This is a genomic window from Alcaligenes sp. LTN-3 (assembly GCF_059735605.1).
The window spans coordinates 211,638-225,514 of the sequence record NZ_JCAPDN010000004.1 but is presented as its reverse complement, the minus strand read 5'-3'; the positions used below and the strand labels follow the sequence as shown (position 1 = coordinate 225,514).

Genomic DNA, 13,877 nt, shown 5'->3' with positions numbered 1-13,877 from the left:
CCGATCCGCTATGAGTCTTGATTCCGTCAAACAGTTCTTTAACGAACACGCTGCCGATCTGCAGGTGATTGAAACCACCGAAAGCACCGCCACCGTGGTGCTGGCCGCGCAAGTGCACCAAGTCGAACCTGGGCAGATTGCCAAAACACTGAGTCTGAAAGCAGGCGATAAAGTGGTCTTGCTGGTCGCTCGCGGTGATGCCCGCCTGGACAACAAGAAGCTGCGCAATGCCTTTGGTACGCGTGTGAAAATGCTGGACCTGGAAAGCACCGAAGCCTTGACGGGCCACCCGGTCGGCGGGGTCTGCCCCTTTGGTCTGGCCACCCCGCTGGAGATCTACTGCGACCTGTCCTTGCAGGACTACGACACAGTGCTGCCTGCAGCAGGTTCTATTAATTCTGCGGTACGCATCACCCCACAACGCCTGGCCGAGCTGACCAGCGCACAATGGATTGATGTGACCCAGCCACCTGTCATGCTTGAACAGGCATCCTGAGGGGGCAAGCCCCTGGGCAGGACCTAGACTTATGCAGGCCGGTTGGCATAGCCGGAGATAAACTCCTTGGCCTGCCCGGTCTGCGGGTCAAACACATGGCGGCGTACCTTGCCGATATCGGCGCCATAAACGTGAATGCTGATGGACACCTGGTCGTCATACACATTGGAGACCTCGTGTATATCGCCCACCGTGGGTGACACCACTTCCACCACGCCCGGCTCCAGAATCTGTGTCTCTTCTTCTGTCATATGGCCGGTATCAGGATCACGGTCAAAAGGCCGGGAACGTTCGGCGCCACGCAACATGCCAATCAAGCCCCACACCGTATGGTCGTGGATAGGCGTTTTCTGGCCGGGGCCCCACACAAAGCTGACCACGGAAAAGCGTTCCTGCGGACAGCAATACAGCAAGTACTGCTGATAGAACTGCGGATGGGGCTGGGTGTACTCCGGGGCCAGCCAGTCGTCCTGGGCCACCAGCTCGCCCAGCAAAACGCGGCCATCACGCAAGATATCCGCCTCGCCCACCGCAGGGCGGGCCGTCAGTTCATTCATCCCTTGGATAAAGCGCTCAAAACGGGGGTGCATACGGGGATGTCTCCATCGTTGACTGGGCCTTGCGGCCCAATGCGTGAATCAATTCTTATTTGTTCAGATACACCGGGGCGCGTTTTTCTTTGAACGCGTTCATCCCTTCCTTGGCATCATAACTATCCTCGATTGCTTTCAGGTGTCGCATGGTACGCGCCATTTGCTCAGACGGACCACGCGTGAGCACCTCATTATTGATAAAGCGCTTCAAGGTTTGCAGCACGCGCGGCGACATCTTGGCCAGATCCTGCGCCATGCGCACCGCCGCCTGGACGTGCTCCCCGACCGGCACCACCTCATTGGCAAAGCCCAGATCGTAGGCACGACGGGCTTCCAGAGTGCGACACAACAAGATCACTTCCATGGCAGCGTGATGGGCAATGCGCGAGGCCAGCCCGGAAATGATGCCCCCCGTGAAGCCCAGCTTGGCTTCAGGGTAAGAAAACTTGGCACTCTCGGAAGCTACCAGCAAGTCCGTCATCATGGCCATCACCAAGGCCCCACCCACGCACCAGCCACTGACGGCCGCAATAATGGGCTTGTCGGTTTCAAAGCCTACCGTGGGAATAGCACGCCACAATTCGGGCCACTCATTGACGTCAGCACCGGCTGAAAAGGCATCGTTACCTGCCCCGGTCAGCACGGCTACGCGGCGTGTGGGATCTTCATCAAAGGCCAGAAAAGCCTGCTGTAATTCCTTGACCACGGTGGCGCTCAAGGCATTGCGGCGATCAGGTCGATTGATCGTAAAGATGGAAACACCGTCATCGTGGTTTTCTACAAGAATGCACTGATAATCCGACATGGTTGACTCCTCCTGGGTATTTTTCAAAGAATAAGTATTGGTTTTATGTGCCTATGGACAGGCGGGCATCGACAGCATGACAACGGGTGGCCGCCACGATCAATGGGTTGATATCCAGTTCAAACTCGGTATCGCGCAAGTCGTGGGCCAGAAAGCTGACACGCACAATCGCATCGAGCACACCGGCCCGATCCAGCATGCGCCCCCGGTACCCCTTCAACAATTTGTCGATCATCAAGGTGGACAAGAGCCGGTCCGCATCAGCCAAGGTTAGCGGTGCGGCCGCAATGACCCGGTCTGACAACATTTCCACCAGAATGCCGCCCGCACCAAACACCACCACCGGGCCAAACTGCGCATCCTGGCGCGCGCCGATCAGCAATTCCACATCGCCCTTGGCCATGGCCTGCACCAAAACACCTTCCAGACGGGCATCCGCTTTATAGGCTTTGGCATTCGCGTAGAGCCGGGCAAAATCACGTCGCAAGCTGGCCTCGTCGGCCACATCCAGCGCCACCCCGCCCGCTTCGGTTTTATGGACGATGTCGGGAGAGACGATCTTCATCACCACCGGATAGCCCATCTGCTCCGCTTGCGCCACGGCCTGCTCCACGTCCTCGCATACCTGACCCAGATTCACCGGCAAACCGTAATGCGCCAGCAAACGCTTGGACTGGTCTTCATTAAGGACACCACGCGGCATCACGGTAGGAGCCTGGCAAGCGCTGGGGCGCAAAGCCGCCTGACGCGGCACAAACTGCCCATGACGTTTCCAGGCCGACAAGGCCAAGGCCGCCTCCAGACTGGAGCTGGCATACGCATGGCCGTGCTGGGCCAGCTTCTGCCGCAAAGGCTCGGACGTTGCACCGGCATCAAAGGCCACCATGACGGGCTTGGCCCAGTGCGGTTCGGGATGGATGATTTTTTCAATCAGAGCCGCCATCCATTCCTGCGGACACATGGAGGCCGTAATCAATACCGCATCGCTTTGCTGATCCTGCATCAAGGCATCCAAGGTGGCGCGGGCTACCTCGGTGGAGTCCTGAGTCAGACGCGCTCCCAAATCCACCGGGTTATCCGCCTGCCCGGCCGGGTAGTGGGCGGCCAAAGCATGCTTGGTAGAAGCAGAAAAGTTGGACAGCTCCACGCCGTGGTCTGCCAAGGCATCGGCAGCCAAGGCCCCTCCACCACCTGACGGTGTCACAATCGCGACCTTGGAAATCTTGTTGCTGGTAAAGCGCACCATGCTGTTTGCCAACAAAAGCATGGCTCCCATATCGTCCATCAGGCTGATGCCTTCATCGCGGCAGACACTGGCAAACACATCATGGTCCCCCGCTACGCTGGCGGTATGCGAAAAGGCGGCCGCCTTGCCCGCACTGGAACGCCCGGCCTTGACGGCCAGCCAGGGCTTGCCTGCGGCTTGAGCCCGGCGAGCCGTACGACGCAAAGCCTGGGTATCTTTAATGCCCTCTATATAGGTACAGATCACCTGCGTCTGGGGATCATCAATCAGGAAGTCCACAAAGTCGCACAGGTCCAGGTCCGCCTGATTGCCCACCGAGAAGCCATAGGTAAAGCCGCCGCCCATCGCCCATGCCCGATCAAAATACGTGGTCATCAAGGCACCGCTTTGGCTGACAAAACCAATAGGCCGCTCCGGCAGACTGTCTCTGTCCAGCACCGGCGAAGAACACAGCACCAGATTGCGGCTGGGGCTGATCATGCCCAAACAATTAGGGCCGATCAGGCGCATGCCCGAGTCACGACAGATACGCAGCAAGGCTTGCTCACGCTCCAGCCCTCGCTCGCCTGCATCGGCAAAGCCTGCAGAGATCACCAGCAGACCGCGCACCCCCATTTGGGCCGCAATCTGTGCCTGCTCCAGAACGGTATCGGCTCCCACCGTAAACACGGCCAGATCCGGAGCACTGTCCAGCGCAGCCAGACCGGGCACAGCAGACAAACCAAACAGACTGCTGCGGCTGGGATTGATGGGTAGGACCTTGCCGCCATAACCGTGCTTGAGCAACATGCGAAACAGTCGCCCACCAAACTTGGACTGATCCTCCGAGGCGCCGACCAAGGCTATGGATGCCGGGTCCAGCAACGCGTCCAGTGCGCTGACGCAAGTGACGGTCTCCATCCCATGTTTCTCCTGTTGGGGGTTATGTGAGCGTTTACTCATCGCTCATCTTGATGGTCTTAAGAAGCTCGCGGTAATAGGCGCGGCTTTTTTCCAGATCTTTGGCATAGGCTTGCCCATCTTTCCAGCTGGCGCTGACACTGATGCGATGAAAACGCTCCTGGGTTTGCGGCTCGGCCAGGATTTCTTCCGTGGCTTTGGCCAATTTCTGTATGACCGGCTCGGGCGTGCCGGCGGGCGCAGCCAGCCCCCAGAAGCCTTCAAAAGGCAAAGCGAGCTCAAAACCTTCTTCACCGGGAGTGGGCACATCTGGCAATTCGGGGTGGCGCACACTGGCATACGTGACCAAGGCCTTGGCTTTACCACTTTTCACCAGTTCCAGCCCGACACCATCAATAAAAAAATCAACATGCTTGCCCAGCAAGGCCGTCATGGTGTCCGCTGAACCCTTGAAGGGGACGTGCAATAGATCCAGTTTCTGCGAATTTTTCAAGATCTCGCCGGCCAAATGACCTCCCGACGCAATGCCTGCAGAGCCAAAGGTCAAGGTTCCAGGCTCTTTGCGCGCCAACTCAACAAACTCTTTCAGATTGGAGACAGGCAAGTCATTACGGACCGTCATGATGGGCAGATAACCCGCCAGGCTGCCGATAAACTCAAAGCCCTGGACAGGGTCATACGGCACATCGCGTATATAGGGCAGCACCGTAAAAGCCGTGCTGGTGGCCAGCAACAAGGTATAGCCATCAGGTTTGGCACGACCTACGATGGAAGTCCCAATCGACGTCGTGCCACCGGGTCGATTCTCAATGACGATGGGAACGCCTAGCTTGACGCGCAAACGGTCGGCAAACACGCGCGCCAGATTGTCGCTATTGCCGCCGGGGGGATAGGGAACCACAAAAGTGACTTCACGGCTGGGATAGGTATCGGCCGCGATGGCCGCCGGGGCAGAAAAGCTGCTCACTGCCACCAGTCCCGAAACCAGCATTGTGCGTAAAAACCCTGTACGCGAAAAAAAAGAATTAGACATGATCCTTGCCTCCTGTGTGAGAGTTTTTCTCTCTTATTGTTCCATTATATAGAACGCTGTTCTTGTTTTTGATCTTAAAAATGCCGTGAAAACGGCGCGAGTACAACAGACAGCAACAACACAAGCAACTGAGGACAACGGTTCAAATAGTGGGAGATTTGATTTCAAGTGTCAACTATTAATCCCCTCCGGGATTTCCCCAGTTCAATCATCATGTCGCGTTGGGCTTGACCGCAACGCACTTCTAGATACAATGAAAACACCGATTTTTTACGTCATTTTTAAGAACGCCGTTCCAAATATCAGAACACAACCCTTTAACTGATCGAAGGAATTCATTCATGTTCTCTGCCATCGTCATCGACAAAACCGACGGCCAATACAAGGCCAGCCTGCAATCCCTGGACGAATCTGCTCTACCCGACGGCTCGGTCACGGTTCGCATCGACTACTCCACCTTGAACTTCAAAGACGGCCTGGCCATGACGGGTAAGTCCCCCGTGGTGCGCCAGTTCCCCATGGTGCCCGGCATCGACTTTGCCGGTACGGTCACCGACAGCAGCGATCCGAATTTCAACGCCGGCCAAAAAGTGGTGCTGAACGGCTGGGGCGTGGGCGAAGTGCATTGGGGCGGTCTGGCACAGTTGGCCCGCGTGAAAGGCGATTGGCTGATTCCGCTGCCCGAAGCCTTCTCCACCCAGCAAGCCATGATGATTGGTACCGCCGGCTACACCGCTGCCCTGTGCGTGCGTGCCTTGCAACGCCAAGGCGTGACACCCGACAAAGGCCCCATTCTGGTGACGGGTGCCGCCGGTGGCGTAGGCAGTGTCAGCGTAGCCCTGCTGCATGCCTTGGGCTACACCGTGATGGCCAGCACGGGCCGTCCTCAGGAAGAAAGCTATCTGAAGGCCCTGGGCGCCAACGAGATTGTGGACCGCAATACCTTAAGCGAACCGGGCAAACCGCTGGGCAAGGAACGTTGGGCCGGCGCCATTGACAGCGTGGGCAGCCACACCCTGGCCAATGTCTGCGCAGGCACGCAATACCTGGGCGCAGTGGCCGCCTGCGGTCTGGCCCAGGGCATGGACTTCCCCGCTTCTGTGGCCCCCTTCATTCTGCGCGGCGTGCAATTGATCGGTGTGGACAGCGTCCATTGCCCCAAACCCGAGCGTCTGGCGGCCTGGGATTTACTGGCCAAGCATTTGTCCATCGAGGCCCTGGAGCGCATCGGTGCCAGCACCATCACGCTTTCCCAAGCCATTGATCAGGCCAGTCAGCTACTGGAGGGCAAAGTACGCGGCCGCATCGTGGTTGATGTGAACGCCTAAGGCCCTGTCGGCCCCCATCTACCTATATCACGCTCTGGAGCTGATTCATGGATACGACATTGCCCCTGAACGGGGTTCGGATACTGGAATTTTGCAATGTGGCCGCTGGCCCGTACTGCGGTATGTTGTTGGCCGATATGGGGGCTGACGTCATCAAAATCGAACACCCAAAAGGGGGAGACACCTTACGAAGCTGGCCGCCCATCAACCAGGGCTACAGCGAGAACTTTGCTTCGCTAAACCGCAACAAGCGCTCGGTGACGCTGGATCTGAAAAACCCTGACGATGTGGCCAAGGCACGCCAACTGGTGCTGAATGCCGATGTCTTGCTGGAGAACAACCGGCCCGGCGTCATGCAACGTTTAGGACTGGACTACGAGAGTCTGAAAGCTATTAACCCCAGACTGCTGTACTGCTCCATTTCCGCCTATGGACAAAGCGGCCCACGCTCGCAAGAAGGCGGTTTCGATCTGACGATTCAGGCCATGAGCGGGGTGATGAGCGTCACTGGCGAGGCAGGCGGTGCCCCGGTTAAATGCGGGGTCCCATTGGCCGATTTTGCTGCCGGTTTATATGCGGCTTTTGCCATCAGCGCCGCCTTGCCACAAGCTCGTGCCACCGGCCAGGGCGCGCATATAGACGTACCCATGCTGGGGACCACACTAGCCATCGCTGCATTGCAAACCTCGGAGTATTTCGGCAGTGGCCGCGACCCGGACAAGCTGGGCTCCGCCCATCCACGCAATGCGCCCTACCAGGCCTTCCAGTGCAAAGGCGGCTACTTCGCCATGGCCGCAGGCAACGACGCGCTGTGGCGCTCTGTCTGTCAGGTTGTTGAACGCCCGGATCTGACCGAGGATGAACGCTTTACCAGCACCACCCTGCGCGCCAAACATCAAGACGCCTTGCGTGAATTGCTGGAAGCCATTTTTGTGCAGCACGACTGCGAACATTGGCTGGCCCAATTCCGTGCCCAAGGCGTACCCTGCAGCCCCATCAACCGCTATTCCGACGTCTTGCGCGACCCGCAGGTCGAACATATGGAATGGGTGCAAAACATTCGCCTGCCGGGTACGGATACGGACACCCGCAGCTTTATCTCGCCCCTGCGTATTAATGGGGTGGGCTTGCCCGTCCGTCTGCCCCCCCCCGCGCTGGGCGAACATAACGACAGCATCTTGCACGGAGTCACCCCATGACAGCGCCGTATTGCAGCCGCAGCCCCAGCCTGAACGTGGACTGCGCGGGCAAAGTCTGGACCCTGACGCTAAACCGGCCCGACAAACGCAATGCCTTGTCGGCCGAGCTAGTCGAAGCCCTGATCGCGGCCGTGCAGGCCGCAGAACAGGCCCAGGCCGATCTGCTGATCTTGCGCGGTGAAGGCCGTAACTTCAGTGCCGGTTTTGACTTCAGCGACTACGAGCAGCAAAGCGAGGGGGATCTGGTGCTGCGCTTTATCCGCATCGAAACCCTCTTGCAGAGGCTGGCCCACACACCGTGCGCCACTCTGGCCCTGGCGCATGGGCAAAACTTCGGCGCAGGCGTGGATTTGATTGCTGTCTGCCGTCAGCGCGTGGCCAGCGCGGACGCGCGCTTTCGCATGCCTGGACTGCAGTTTGGGCTAGCCTTGGGAACTGGCAGACTGGCGGCCCTGATCGGCGGTCAGCAGGCTCATCAACTTTTGGCAGGAAGCCAGGTTTTTGATGCTGCCACAGCAAAACAACTGGGATTTATTGACGACACGCAAGAGTCCGACGCGTGGCCTGCGGTCATCGAGCAAGCTCAAGAAACCGCGGGCTTGCTGGACGCGAGCAGTCGCACCTATCTGCATCAGTTAACGGGTTGCCCACAACAGGCTGATCGGGATATGGCAGCCTTGGTGCGCTCGGCTTCCGCACCCGGCATCAAGGAAAGAATCGCGGCCTTCAGGCAGGCCGCAAAGTCTTGAACGCTAATATTGAACGGCCCAAAAAAAAGCCCCCACGCTGCGCCTTCGGCTTACTGCCCCCCAAGGGGGGGGTTTTGTCTTGGGGCGGCCCGGCGACAAAAAAAGCCCCCACGCTACGCCTTCGGCTTGCTGCCCCCCGAGGGGGGGGGTTTTGCCTTGGGGCGGCCCGGCGACAAAAAAAGCCTCCACGCTGCACCTTCGGCTTGCTGCCCCCGAGGGTGAGTTTTTGTCTTGGGGCGGCCCGGCGACAAAAAAAGCCCCCACGCTACGCCTTCGGCTTGCTGCCCCCCGAGGGGGAGTTCTTGTCTTGGGGCGGCCCGGCGACAAAAAAAGCCCCCACGCTACGCCTTCGGCTTGCTGCCCCCCAAGGGGGAGTTTTTGTCTTGGGGCGGCCCGGCGACAAAACATGGGCGAAGCCATCCAAGTTTTAACAGCAGTTCCAATCCGGGCTGTTTCATCCAGCCCGGAACCTCTCTTCTATAACGGTTTAGCGACCGCTATAACCCAAGCGGCGCGAGATCTGCGCCGCAGCCGTCATCAAGGTTTTACCGGCCTGAATCAGTCGCGCTTCTTCCAGGCGCTCGGCAGGCCCGGAAATGCCCAACGCCGCCACCACCATTGCCCGACTGTCGTAAATAGGTGCAGCCGCACCCACGACCTGCTCACGCCACTCGCCCCGGTTAATCGCATACCCCTGTTCGCGCACTTGTTCCAGTTCACGGCGCAAATCACCAAACTTGACCAGGCTACGCGGCGTATAAGGTTTGAGACGGTTCTTGATCAGATTCAAGGTATCTTCACTGGCCCAGGCCAACATCGCTTTGCCCGTTGCCACACATTGCGCAGGCGAGCGTCCGCCCACAGTGGTGTAGGCACGCACAGGCTGCGGGCTGTCGATCTTTTCGATATACAGCACCTCGACCCCATCAAGCAGCGACAAATGCACTGTTTCCTGGGTTTGCTCGGCCAGCTCTTTCATGAAGGGCAAAGCCTCCACGCGTACATCCAGCCGATTGGCCAAGCCCGAGCCCAACTCCCACAGTTTCATGGTCAGCTCGTAGCGCCCGGTGTCTTCGTTCTTGCGCGCAAAGCCCTGGTGAACCAGCGCCTGCAACAGTCGATGCACATTGCTTTTATTGAGCATCAGTTGATTGGCCAGCTCGGTCACACCCGAGCCTCGTTCGTGCTTGGCCAGGGCTTCCAGGAGCACCAGGCCCTTAACAAAAGTCTTGTCCAATCGAATATCCCATCAATCACTAAAAGTGCATGAATTGTCTCATGGAACCGGGCCTAGGCCCTTGGTGGTGACAAGACTGATTCAAAATCGAAACAAGCAAGCAGCCCTGGCCCTACTTATTCTTCAGTGCCCCTGACATGGGCGAACACCAGCCTGAACAGGTCATGATATTCAGGTATCAGGATCATCAGTGTTGAACGTACTTCAGTCTGAATACCCGTCTAGGCCCATGCTGTGCGGCAGCAAACCCAGGCCCACTTGCCGCTTCCCAGCGATTACTAAAAGCGTGTACAACGTGTCTTTAATCCATAAACTCAACAGTCGCCTGGAGCCCAACCCCGATGGACACCCCTTCTACGCCCTTTGCCCTTGCGGCCATCGTGCATGCAGGCAAAGGCAGTGCCGACGCCTTGCTGCTGGAATTCGTGCAGGAGTTGCGCGCGAAAAACTACCGCGTCTGTGGTCTGGTGCAAGGCCCGGAAATCCAGAAGGAAGGTCATAGCCTGCGCACCGTGCAGGATCTGGACAAGGGCACGCTCTATCCCATCACCCAGAACCTGGGTTCGGAATCCACGGCTTGCTGTCTGGATATTGGCGCCTTGCTGGAAGCCAGCGAAGTGCTGCGGCAGGCGCTGGAAAGCCCTGCCGATCTGGTGATTGTGAATCGCTTTGGCATCATGGAAGCAGACGGCCAGGGTTTTAACAATGAAATCATGGCCTTGATCGACCAAGGCTACCCGGTGTTGACCGTGGTCGCCCACACCTATTTGCCTGCCTGGCGTGAGTTTACGGGTGGGCTGGCCGTGGAGCTGGCGCCAGAGCGCCAGGCACTGTGGAACTGGTTCGAGAGTAGCCGTCAGGCAGCCTGAATCGGCCACCTGACACGATTGCCCTCACAAAACCTGCAAAGCCACCCAAGGCCATGCGGCCGGCCCTTATCAACTAGCTCCACGCCTGAACAGCAGTAAGCCTACAGCCTGCTAAAGGCTAGAACACAGCTTGGTGCTACTGGCCCCACCCCTCCAGAACCAGTTTGCCCCTTGCCTTGCCCGACTCGATCAAGGCATGGGCTTTCTTCATATTGCTGGCATTGATACTGCCAAAACGCTCCGTCATGGTAGTACGTATCAAGCCCGCATCAATAAGGGCTGCGACTTCGCTTAACAAACGGTGCTGGGCCTGCATATCGTCCGTGCCAAACAAGGAACGGGTAAACATGAATTCCCAATGCAAAGACACAGATTTGCGTTTGAGCTTGCCCACATCAAGACTGGCCGGGTCATCAATCAAACCGAATTTCCCCTGCGGGGCAATGACCTGCACGAGCTGGTCAAAATGCTGATCGGTATGCGTCAGGCTGACGACATAATCCACTTCCGGATGCCCGATGCGCTCCAGTTGCGCTGCCAAAGGCTGGCTGTGGTCAATGACATGATGCGCGCCCAGCTCCTTCACCCAAGCTTGGGTTTCAGGGCGGGAAGCAGTGCCAATGACGGTCAAAGCAGTCAAGCGGGAAGCCAACTGCGTCAAAATAGAACCCACACCACCAGACGCCCCCACAATCAGTAAAGTCTTGCCAGCAGGAGCCTTTCCTGGGGCTACGCCCAAGCGGTCAAACAGCATCTCCCAGGCCGTAATGGTGGTCAGGGGCAAGGCAGCCGCCGCCGCAGAATTCAGCGTTTTGGGCGCATGCGCCACAATACGCTCGTCCACCAAATGCAGTTGGCTATTGGTGCCAGGGCGCGCAATGGAACCGGCATACCAGACGCGATCACCAGGCTGAAACAAGCTCACTTGTGGTCCTACCGCCTGCACAATCCCGCAGGCATCCCAACCCAGCACCTTGTATTGTTCACCCTCCGCAGGTTGAGCCGATTCCCGAACCTTGGTATCGACCGGATTAACCGACACCGCCTGTACGTGCACCAACAGATCACGGCCTGTGGCCACCGGGTCGGGCAACTCAACATCCAACAGGGACTCGGGCTGCTCAATCGCTTGAGGGACTTTGTAGGCAATCGCTTTCATCTTTTTTCCTTTTTAAAATCAGTCGTCTGTCTTAGGCCATGCTCGGATAATCGGTGTAGCCGTGTGCGCCACCTCCAAACAAGGTGTGGGGGTCGAAGCTGGCTAAGGGAAGCTGATGACGCAAGCGTGCTGGCAAATCTGGATTGGCAATAAAGGGGCGGCCAAATGCCACCAGATCCGCCAGGCCACTCTTTACAATCTGCTCGGCTCTGTGTGCGTCGTATTTGCCCGCAACGATAATTCGGCCCGAGAAATGGGCACGCAAGGCGTGACGAAAATCATCAGGAATCTCAGGCGCATCCTCCCAATCCGCCTCTGACAAGTGGATATAGGCCAAACCCTTGCCGTCCAATACCTTCGCCAAATGCAAAATGGTGGGGATGATTTCGGGGCAGTTCATGGCGCGCTGCGTAATAAAGGGAGCCAAACGGATACCGGTGCGTTCTGCCCCGATCTCGCCCGCTACCGCTTCGACCACTTCTCTGGCAAAGCGAACACGATTTTCCACACTGCCGCCATACGCATCTTCACGATGGTTAGAGGTGGTACGCAGGAACTGATCAATCAGGTAACCATTGGCCCCATGGATTTCCACGCCATCAAAACCGGCTTGTATCGCCTTGGCGGCGGCCTGGCGATAGTCCTCAATCACGGCGGCAATCTCTTGCTCGGTCAGAGCACGCGGCACGGGGCAATCCAGCATCCGCCCCACCCCATCCTCCCCCACGACCCAAACCTGGGCCTGAGGCGATAAGGCCGAGGGAGCCACAGTCTGCCCATCGGCATGAAAGCTGGCATGAGACATCCGGCCTACATGCCACAGTTGCAAGACAATCCGACCACCGGCCTGGTGCACGGCATCCGTTACCAGACGCCAGCCCTGCACCTGCTGCTGAGTGTAAATACCGGGAGTGAAGCTATAGCCTTGCCCTTGCCGAGAAATTTGCGTGGCTTCGCTGATCAATAAACCCGCACTGGCACGCTGAGCGTAATACTGGGCCATCAACGCATTCGGAATATCCCCCGGCTGATCGGTACGGCTACGCGTCATGGGAGCCATCACGATACGGTTCGGTAGCTGCAAGCTGCCCACGTTTAACGCCGAAAACAAAACAGATGTCTCTAAAGCCATGATTTGCAACCCTCATCAAGAAAGTGGAAGTGTGGATCACAGTGTGCCTTTTCAGACTCTTTAGAAAAACAGGCCTTTGCTTGAAACGATTTTCAAAAATATTTTGAAAATCGCATCATAATTAATCCCATTAGTTCACTTTTCAGCATAAACACGTTGAACTCAGCCCAGCGAGACACGCCATGAAAGCACTGCAGGATCTGGAAATTTTTGTTCGCACCGCAGACACTGCCAGCCTATCGGCCACAGCGCGAGGGTTGGGCATTACACCGGCAGCGGCCAGCGCGGCACTCAAGCGCCTGGAGGCGGAAGTGGGCGTACAGCTTTTCCTGCGCTCCACCCGCCATTTGCGGCTGACCTCTGAAGGCGAAGTGTTCCTGGCTCAATGCCGTCCCGCCCTGTCCGCCCTGCAACAGGCCAGCCTGCAACTGGCCAGCGGTGGCCCCGGCTCCCGTGGCCAACTGAAGCTGGCCGCACCGTCTGACCTGGGACGCAACGTGCTGTTGCCTTGGTTAAACGAATTTCAGGATGCCAATCCGGGCATAGACATACGCCTGCATCTGTCCGACCGGCTGGCCAACGTGTACAGCGAACCCATTGACGCCGCCTTTCGCTATGGCCATCCAGCAGACTCCAATCTGGTGGCGATGCCTTTAGCGCCGACACACCGCCGGGTACTGTGCGCCGCCCCCTCCTACTTGAAGCAGCACGGCACCCCCACCTCCCCTCTGGAACTGCAGGAGCACGACTGTCTGTGCTTCATGCTGGGAGACGATGTTCATGATCGCTGGAAATTTGAGCGTACTGGTCAAGCGGCTACCTTTGTCCGAGTCCGGGCAGTCAATGTTTCCAACGACGGAGATGTCGTCCGGCGCTGGGCCTTGCTGGGCAAAGGTATCGCCTACAAATCCTACTTCGACGTGGCCCAGGACCTTGCCAATGGCCGCTTGCGCACTATCTGCGAGGACTGGCTGGGCGAGAGCACCCCCCTGTATTTGCTGGCTGCCGGACGGCAGCAAATTACCCCCTTGCTGCGCCAGCTGCATCAGTTCATGCAGGAACGCCTGGAACGCTGGGAGCAGTCGCCCCATCTGCCGAAAAAGCACACAGGAACGACGATGAACGTCTAGG

The 13,877-nt window shown here is 57.9% G+C and carries 13 protein-coding genes; 6 read left to right on the top strand and 7 right to left on the bottom strand.

Features of this window, described 5'->3' with window-relative positions:
* Positions 1–10 precede the first annotated feature (10 nt).
* On the top strand, positions 11–496 hold the full coding sequence (locus AC6I6N_RS17500; RefSeq protein WP_094197665.1) for a YbaK/EbsC family protein: 486 nt from the start codon (positions 11–13) through the stop codon (positions 494–496).
* Positions 497–525: 29 nt separating this feature from the next.
* Here AC6I6N_RS17500 and AC6I6N_RS17495 read toward each other — a convergent pair whose 3' ends face one another.
* Genes AC6I6N_RS17495 through AC6I6N_RS17480 form a run of 4 tightly spaced genes read right to left on the bottom strand, consistent with a single transcriptional unit; the run spans position 526 to position 5,073 of the window.
* Positions 526–1,086, bottom strand: coding sequence for a cysteine dioxygenase family protein (locus AC6I6N_RS17495; protein ID WP_230019253.1), 561 nt, complete (start codon positions 1,084–1,086; stop codon positions 526–528).
* Between the two features lie 55 nt (positions 1,087–1,141).
* Complete coding sequence (locus AC6I6N_RS17490; RefSeq protein WP_123050191.1) at positions 1,142–1,894, bottom strand: enoyl-CoA hydratase/isomerase family protein; 753 nt, start codon at positions 1,892–1,894, stop codon at positions 1,142–1,144.
* A gap of 43 nt (positions 1,895–1,937) precedes the next feature.
* Positions 1,938–4,040 (bottom strand): acetate--CoA ligase family protein, encoded by a 2,103-nt coding sequence (locus AC6I6N_RS17485; protein WP_321268823.1) that lies wholly within the window; start codon positions 4,038–4,040, stop codon positions 1,938–1,940.
* A gap of 34 nt (positions 4,041–4,074) precedes the next feature.
* On the bottom strand, positions 4,075–5,073 hold the full coding sequence (locus tag AC6I6N_RS17480; protein WP_108728586.1) for a Bug family tripartite tricarboxylate transporter substrate binding protein: 999 nt from the start codon (positions 5,071–5,073) through the stop codon (positions 4,075–4,077).
* 341 nt (positions 5,074–5,414) lie between these two features.
* On the opposite strand from AC6I6N_RS17480, the gene acuI reads away from it, so the two are divergent.
* From acuI to AC6I6N_RS17465, 3 genes are read left to right on the top strand one after another with little or no spacing between them, the layout of a single operon-like run.
* Positions 5,415–6,401, top strand: a complete 987-nt coding sequence (gene acuI, locus AC6I6N_RS17475; RefSeq protein WP_321268821.1) for an acrylyl-CoA reductase (NADPH) — start codon at positions 5,415–5,417, stop codon at positions 6,399–6,401.
* Between the two features lie 47 nt (positions 6,402–6,448).
* The gene (locus AC6I6N_RS17470; protein WP_094197671.1) at positions 6,449–7,600 is read left to right on the top strand and encodes a CaiB/BaiF CoA transferase family protein; all 1,152 of its coding nucleotides are present in this window, start codon (positions 6,449–6,451) and stop codon (positions 7,598–7,600) included.
* Entirely contained in the window at positions 7,597–8,349 is a 753-nt protein-coding gene (locus tag AC6I6N_RS17465) for an enoyl-CoA hydratase/isomerase family protein (RefSeq protein ID WP_249460168.1), read from the top strand. Before AC6I6N_RS17470 ends, AC6I6N_RS17465 begins: the two co-directional genes overlap by 4 nt.
* A gap of 487 nt (positions 8,350–8,836) precedes the next feature.
* Here AC6I6N_RS17465 and AC6I6N_RS17460 read toward each other — a convergent pair whose 3' ends face one another.
* Positions 8,837–9,586, bottom strand: a complete 750-nt coding sequence (locus AC6I6N_RS17460; protein WP_094197673.1) for an IclR family transcriptional regulator — start codon at positions 9,584–9,586, stop codon at positions 8,837–8,839.
* Positions 9,587–9,927: 341 nt separating this feature from the next.
* Between AC6I6N_RS17460 and AC6I6N_RS17455 the strand changes: the two genes are divergently transcribed.
* Positions 9,928–10,455, top strand: a complete 528-nt coding sequence (locus tag AC6I6N_RS17455; RefSeq protein WP_108728583.1) for a DUF2478 domain-containing protein — start codon at positions 9,928–9,930, stop codon at positions 10,453–10,455.
* A 136-nt stretch (positions 10,456–10,591) separates the two neighbouring features.
* On the opposite strand, the gene AC6I6N_RS17450 is transcribed toward AC6I6N_RS17455, so the two are convergent.
* The gene (locus AC6I6N_RS17450; protein WP_108728582.1) at positions 10,592–11,614 is read right to left on the bottom strand and encodes a zinc-binding alcohol dehydrogenase family protein; all 1,023 of its coding nucleotides are present in this window, start codon (positions 11,612–11,614) and stop codon (positions 10,592–10,594) included.
* Positions 11,615–11,645: 31 nt separating this feature from the next.
* Positions 11,646–12,746 carry an alkene reductase gene (locus tag AC6I6N_RS17445; protein ID WP_125277707.1) on the bottom strand — a complete coding sequence of 367 codons (1,101 nt, stop codon included), beginning with the start codon at positions 12,744–12,746 and terminating at the stop codon, positions 11,646–11,648.
* Between the two features lie 182 nt (positions 12,747–12,928).
* On the opposite strand from AC6I6N_RS17445, the gene AC6I6N_RS17440 reads away from it, so the two are divergent.
* Positions 12,929–13,876, top strand: coding sequence for a LysR family transcriptional regulator (locus tag AC6I6N_RS17440; protein WP_094197677.1), 948 nt, complete (start codon positions 12,929–12,931; stop codon positions 13,874–13,876).
* Position 13,877: the final 1 nt, after the last annotated feature.

Coding starts and splice junctions, on each gene's coding strand:
- AC6I6N_RS17500 (WP_094197665.1), top strand. CDS start 11: ATGAGTCTTGATTCCGTCAAACAGTTCTTTAACGAACACGCTGCCGAT.
- AC6I6N_RS17495 (WP_230019253.1), bottom strand. CDS start 1,086: ATGCACCCCCGTTTTGAGCGCTTTATCCAAGGGATGAATGAACTGACG.
- AC6I6N_RS17490 (WP_123050191.1), bottom strand. CDS start 1,894: ATGTCGGATTATCAGTGCATTCTTGTAGAAAACCACGATGACGGTGTT.
- AC6I6N_RS17485 (WP_321268823.1), bottom strand. CDS start 4,040: ATGGAGACCGTCACTTGCGTCAGCGCACTGGACGCGTTGCTGGACCCG.
- AC6I6N_RS17480 (WP_108728586.1), bottom strand. CDS start 5,073: ATGTCTAATTCTTTTTTTTCGCGTACAGGGTTTTTACGCACAATGCTG.
- acuI (WP_321268821.1), top strand. CDS start 5,415: ATGTTCTCTGCCATCGTCATCGACAAAACCGACGGCCAATACAAGGCC.
- AC6I6N_RS17470 (WP_094197671.1), top strand. CDS start 6,449: ATGGATACGACATTGCCCCTGAACGGGGTTCGGATACTGGAATTTTGC.
- AC6I6N_RS17465 (WP_249460168.1), top strand. CDS start 7,597: ATGACAGCGCCGTATTGCAGCCGCAGCCCCAGCCTGAACGTGGACTGC.
- AC6I6N_RS17455 (WP_108728583.1), top strand. CDS start 9,928: ATGGACACCCCTTCTACGCCCTTTGCCCTTGCGGCCATCGTGCATGCA.
- AC6I6N_RS17450 (WP_108728582.1), bottom strand. CDS start 11,614: ATGAAAGCGATTGCCTACAAAGTCCCTCAAGCGATTGAGCAGCCCGAG.
- AC6I6N_RS17445 (WP_125277707.1), bottom strand. CDS start 12,746: ATGGCTTTAGAGACATCTGTTTTGTTTTCGGCGTTAAACGTGGGCAGC.
- AC6I6N_RS17440 (WP_094197677.1), top strand. CDS start 12,929: ATGAAAGCACTGCAGGATCTGGAAATTTTTGTTCGCACCGCAGACACT.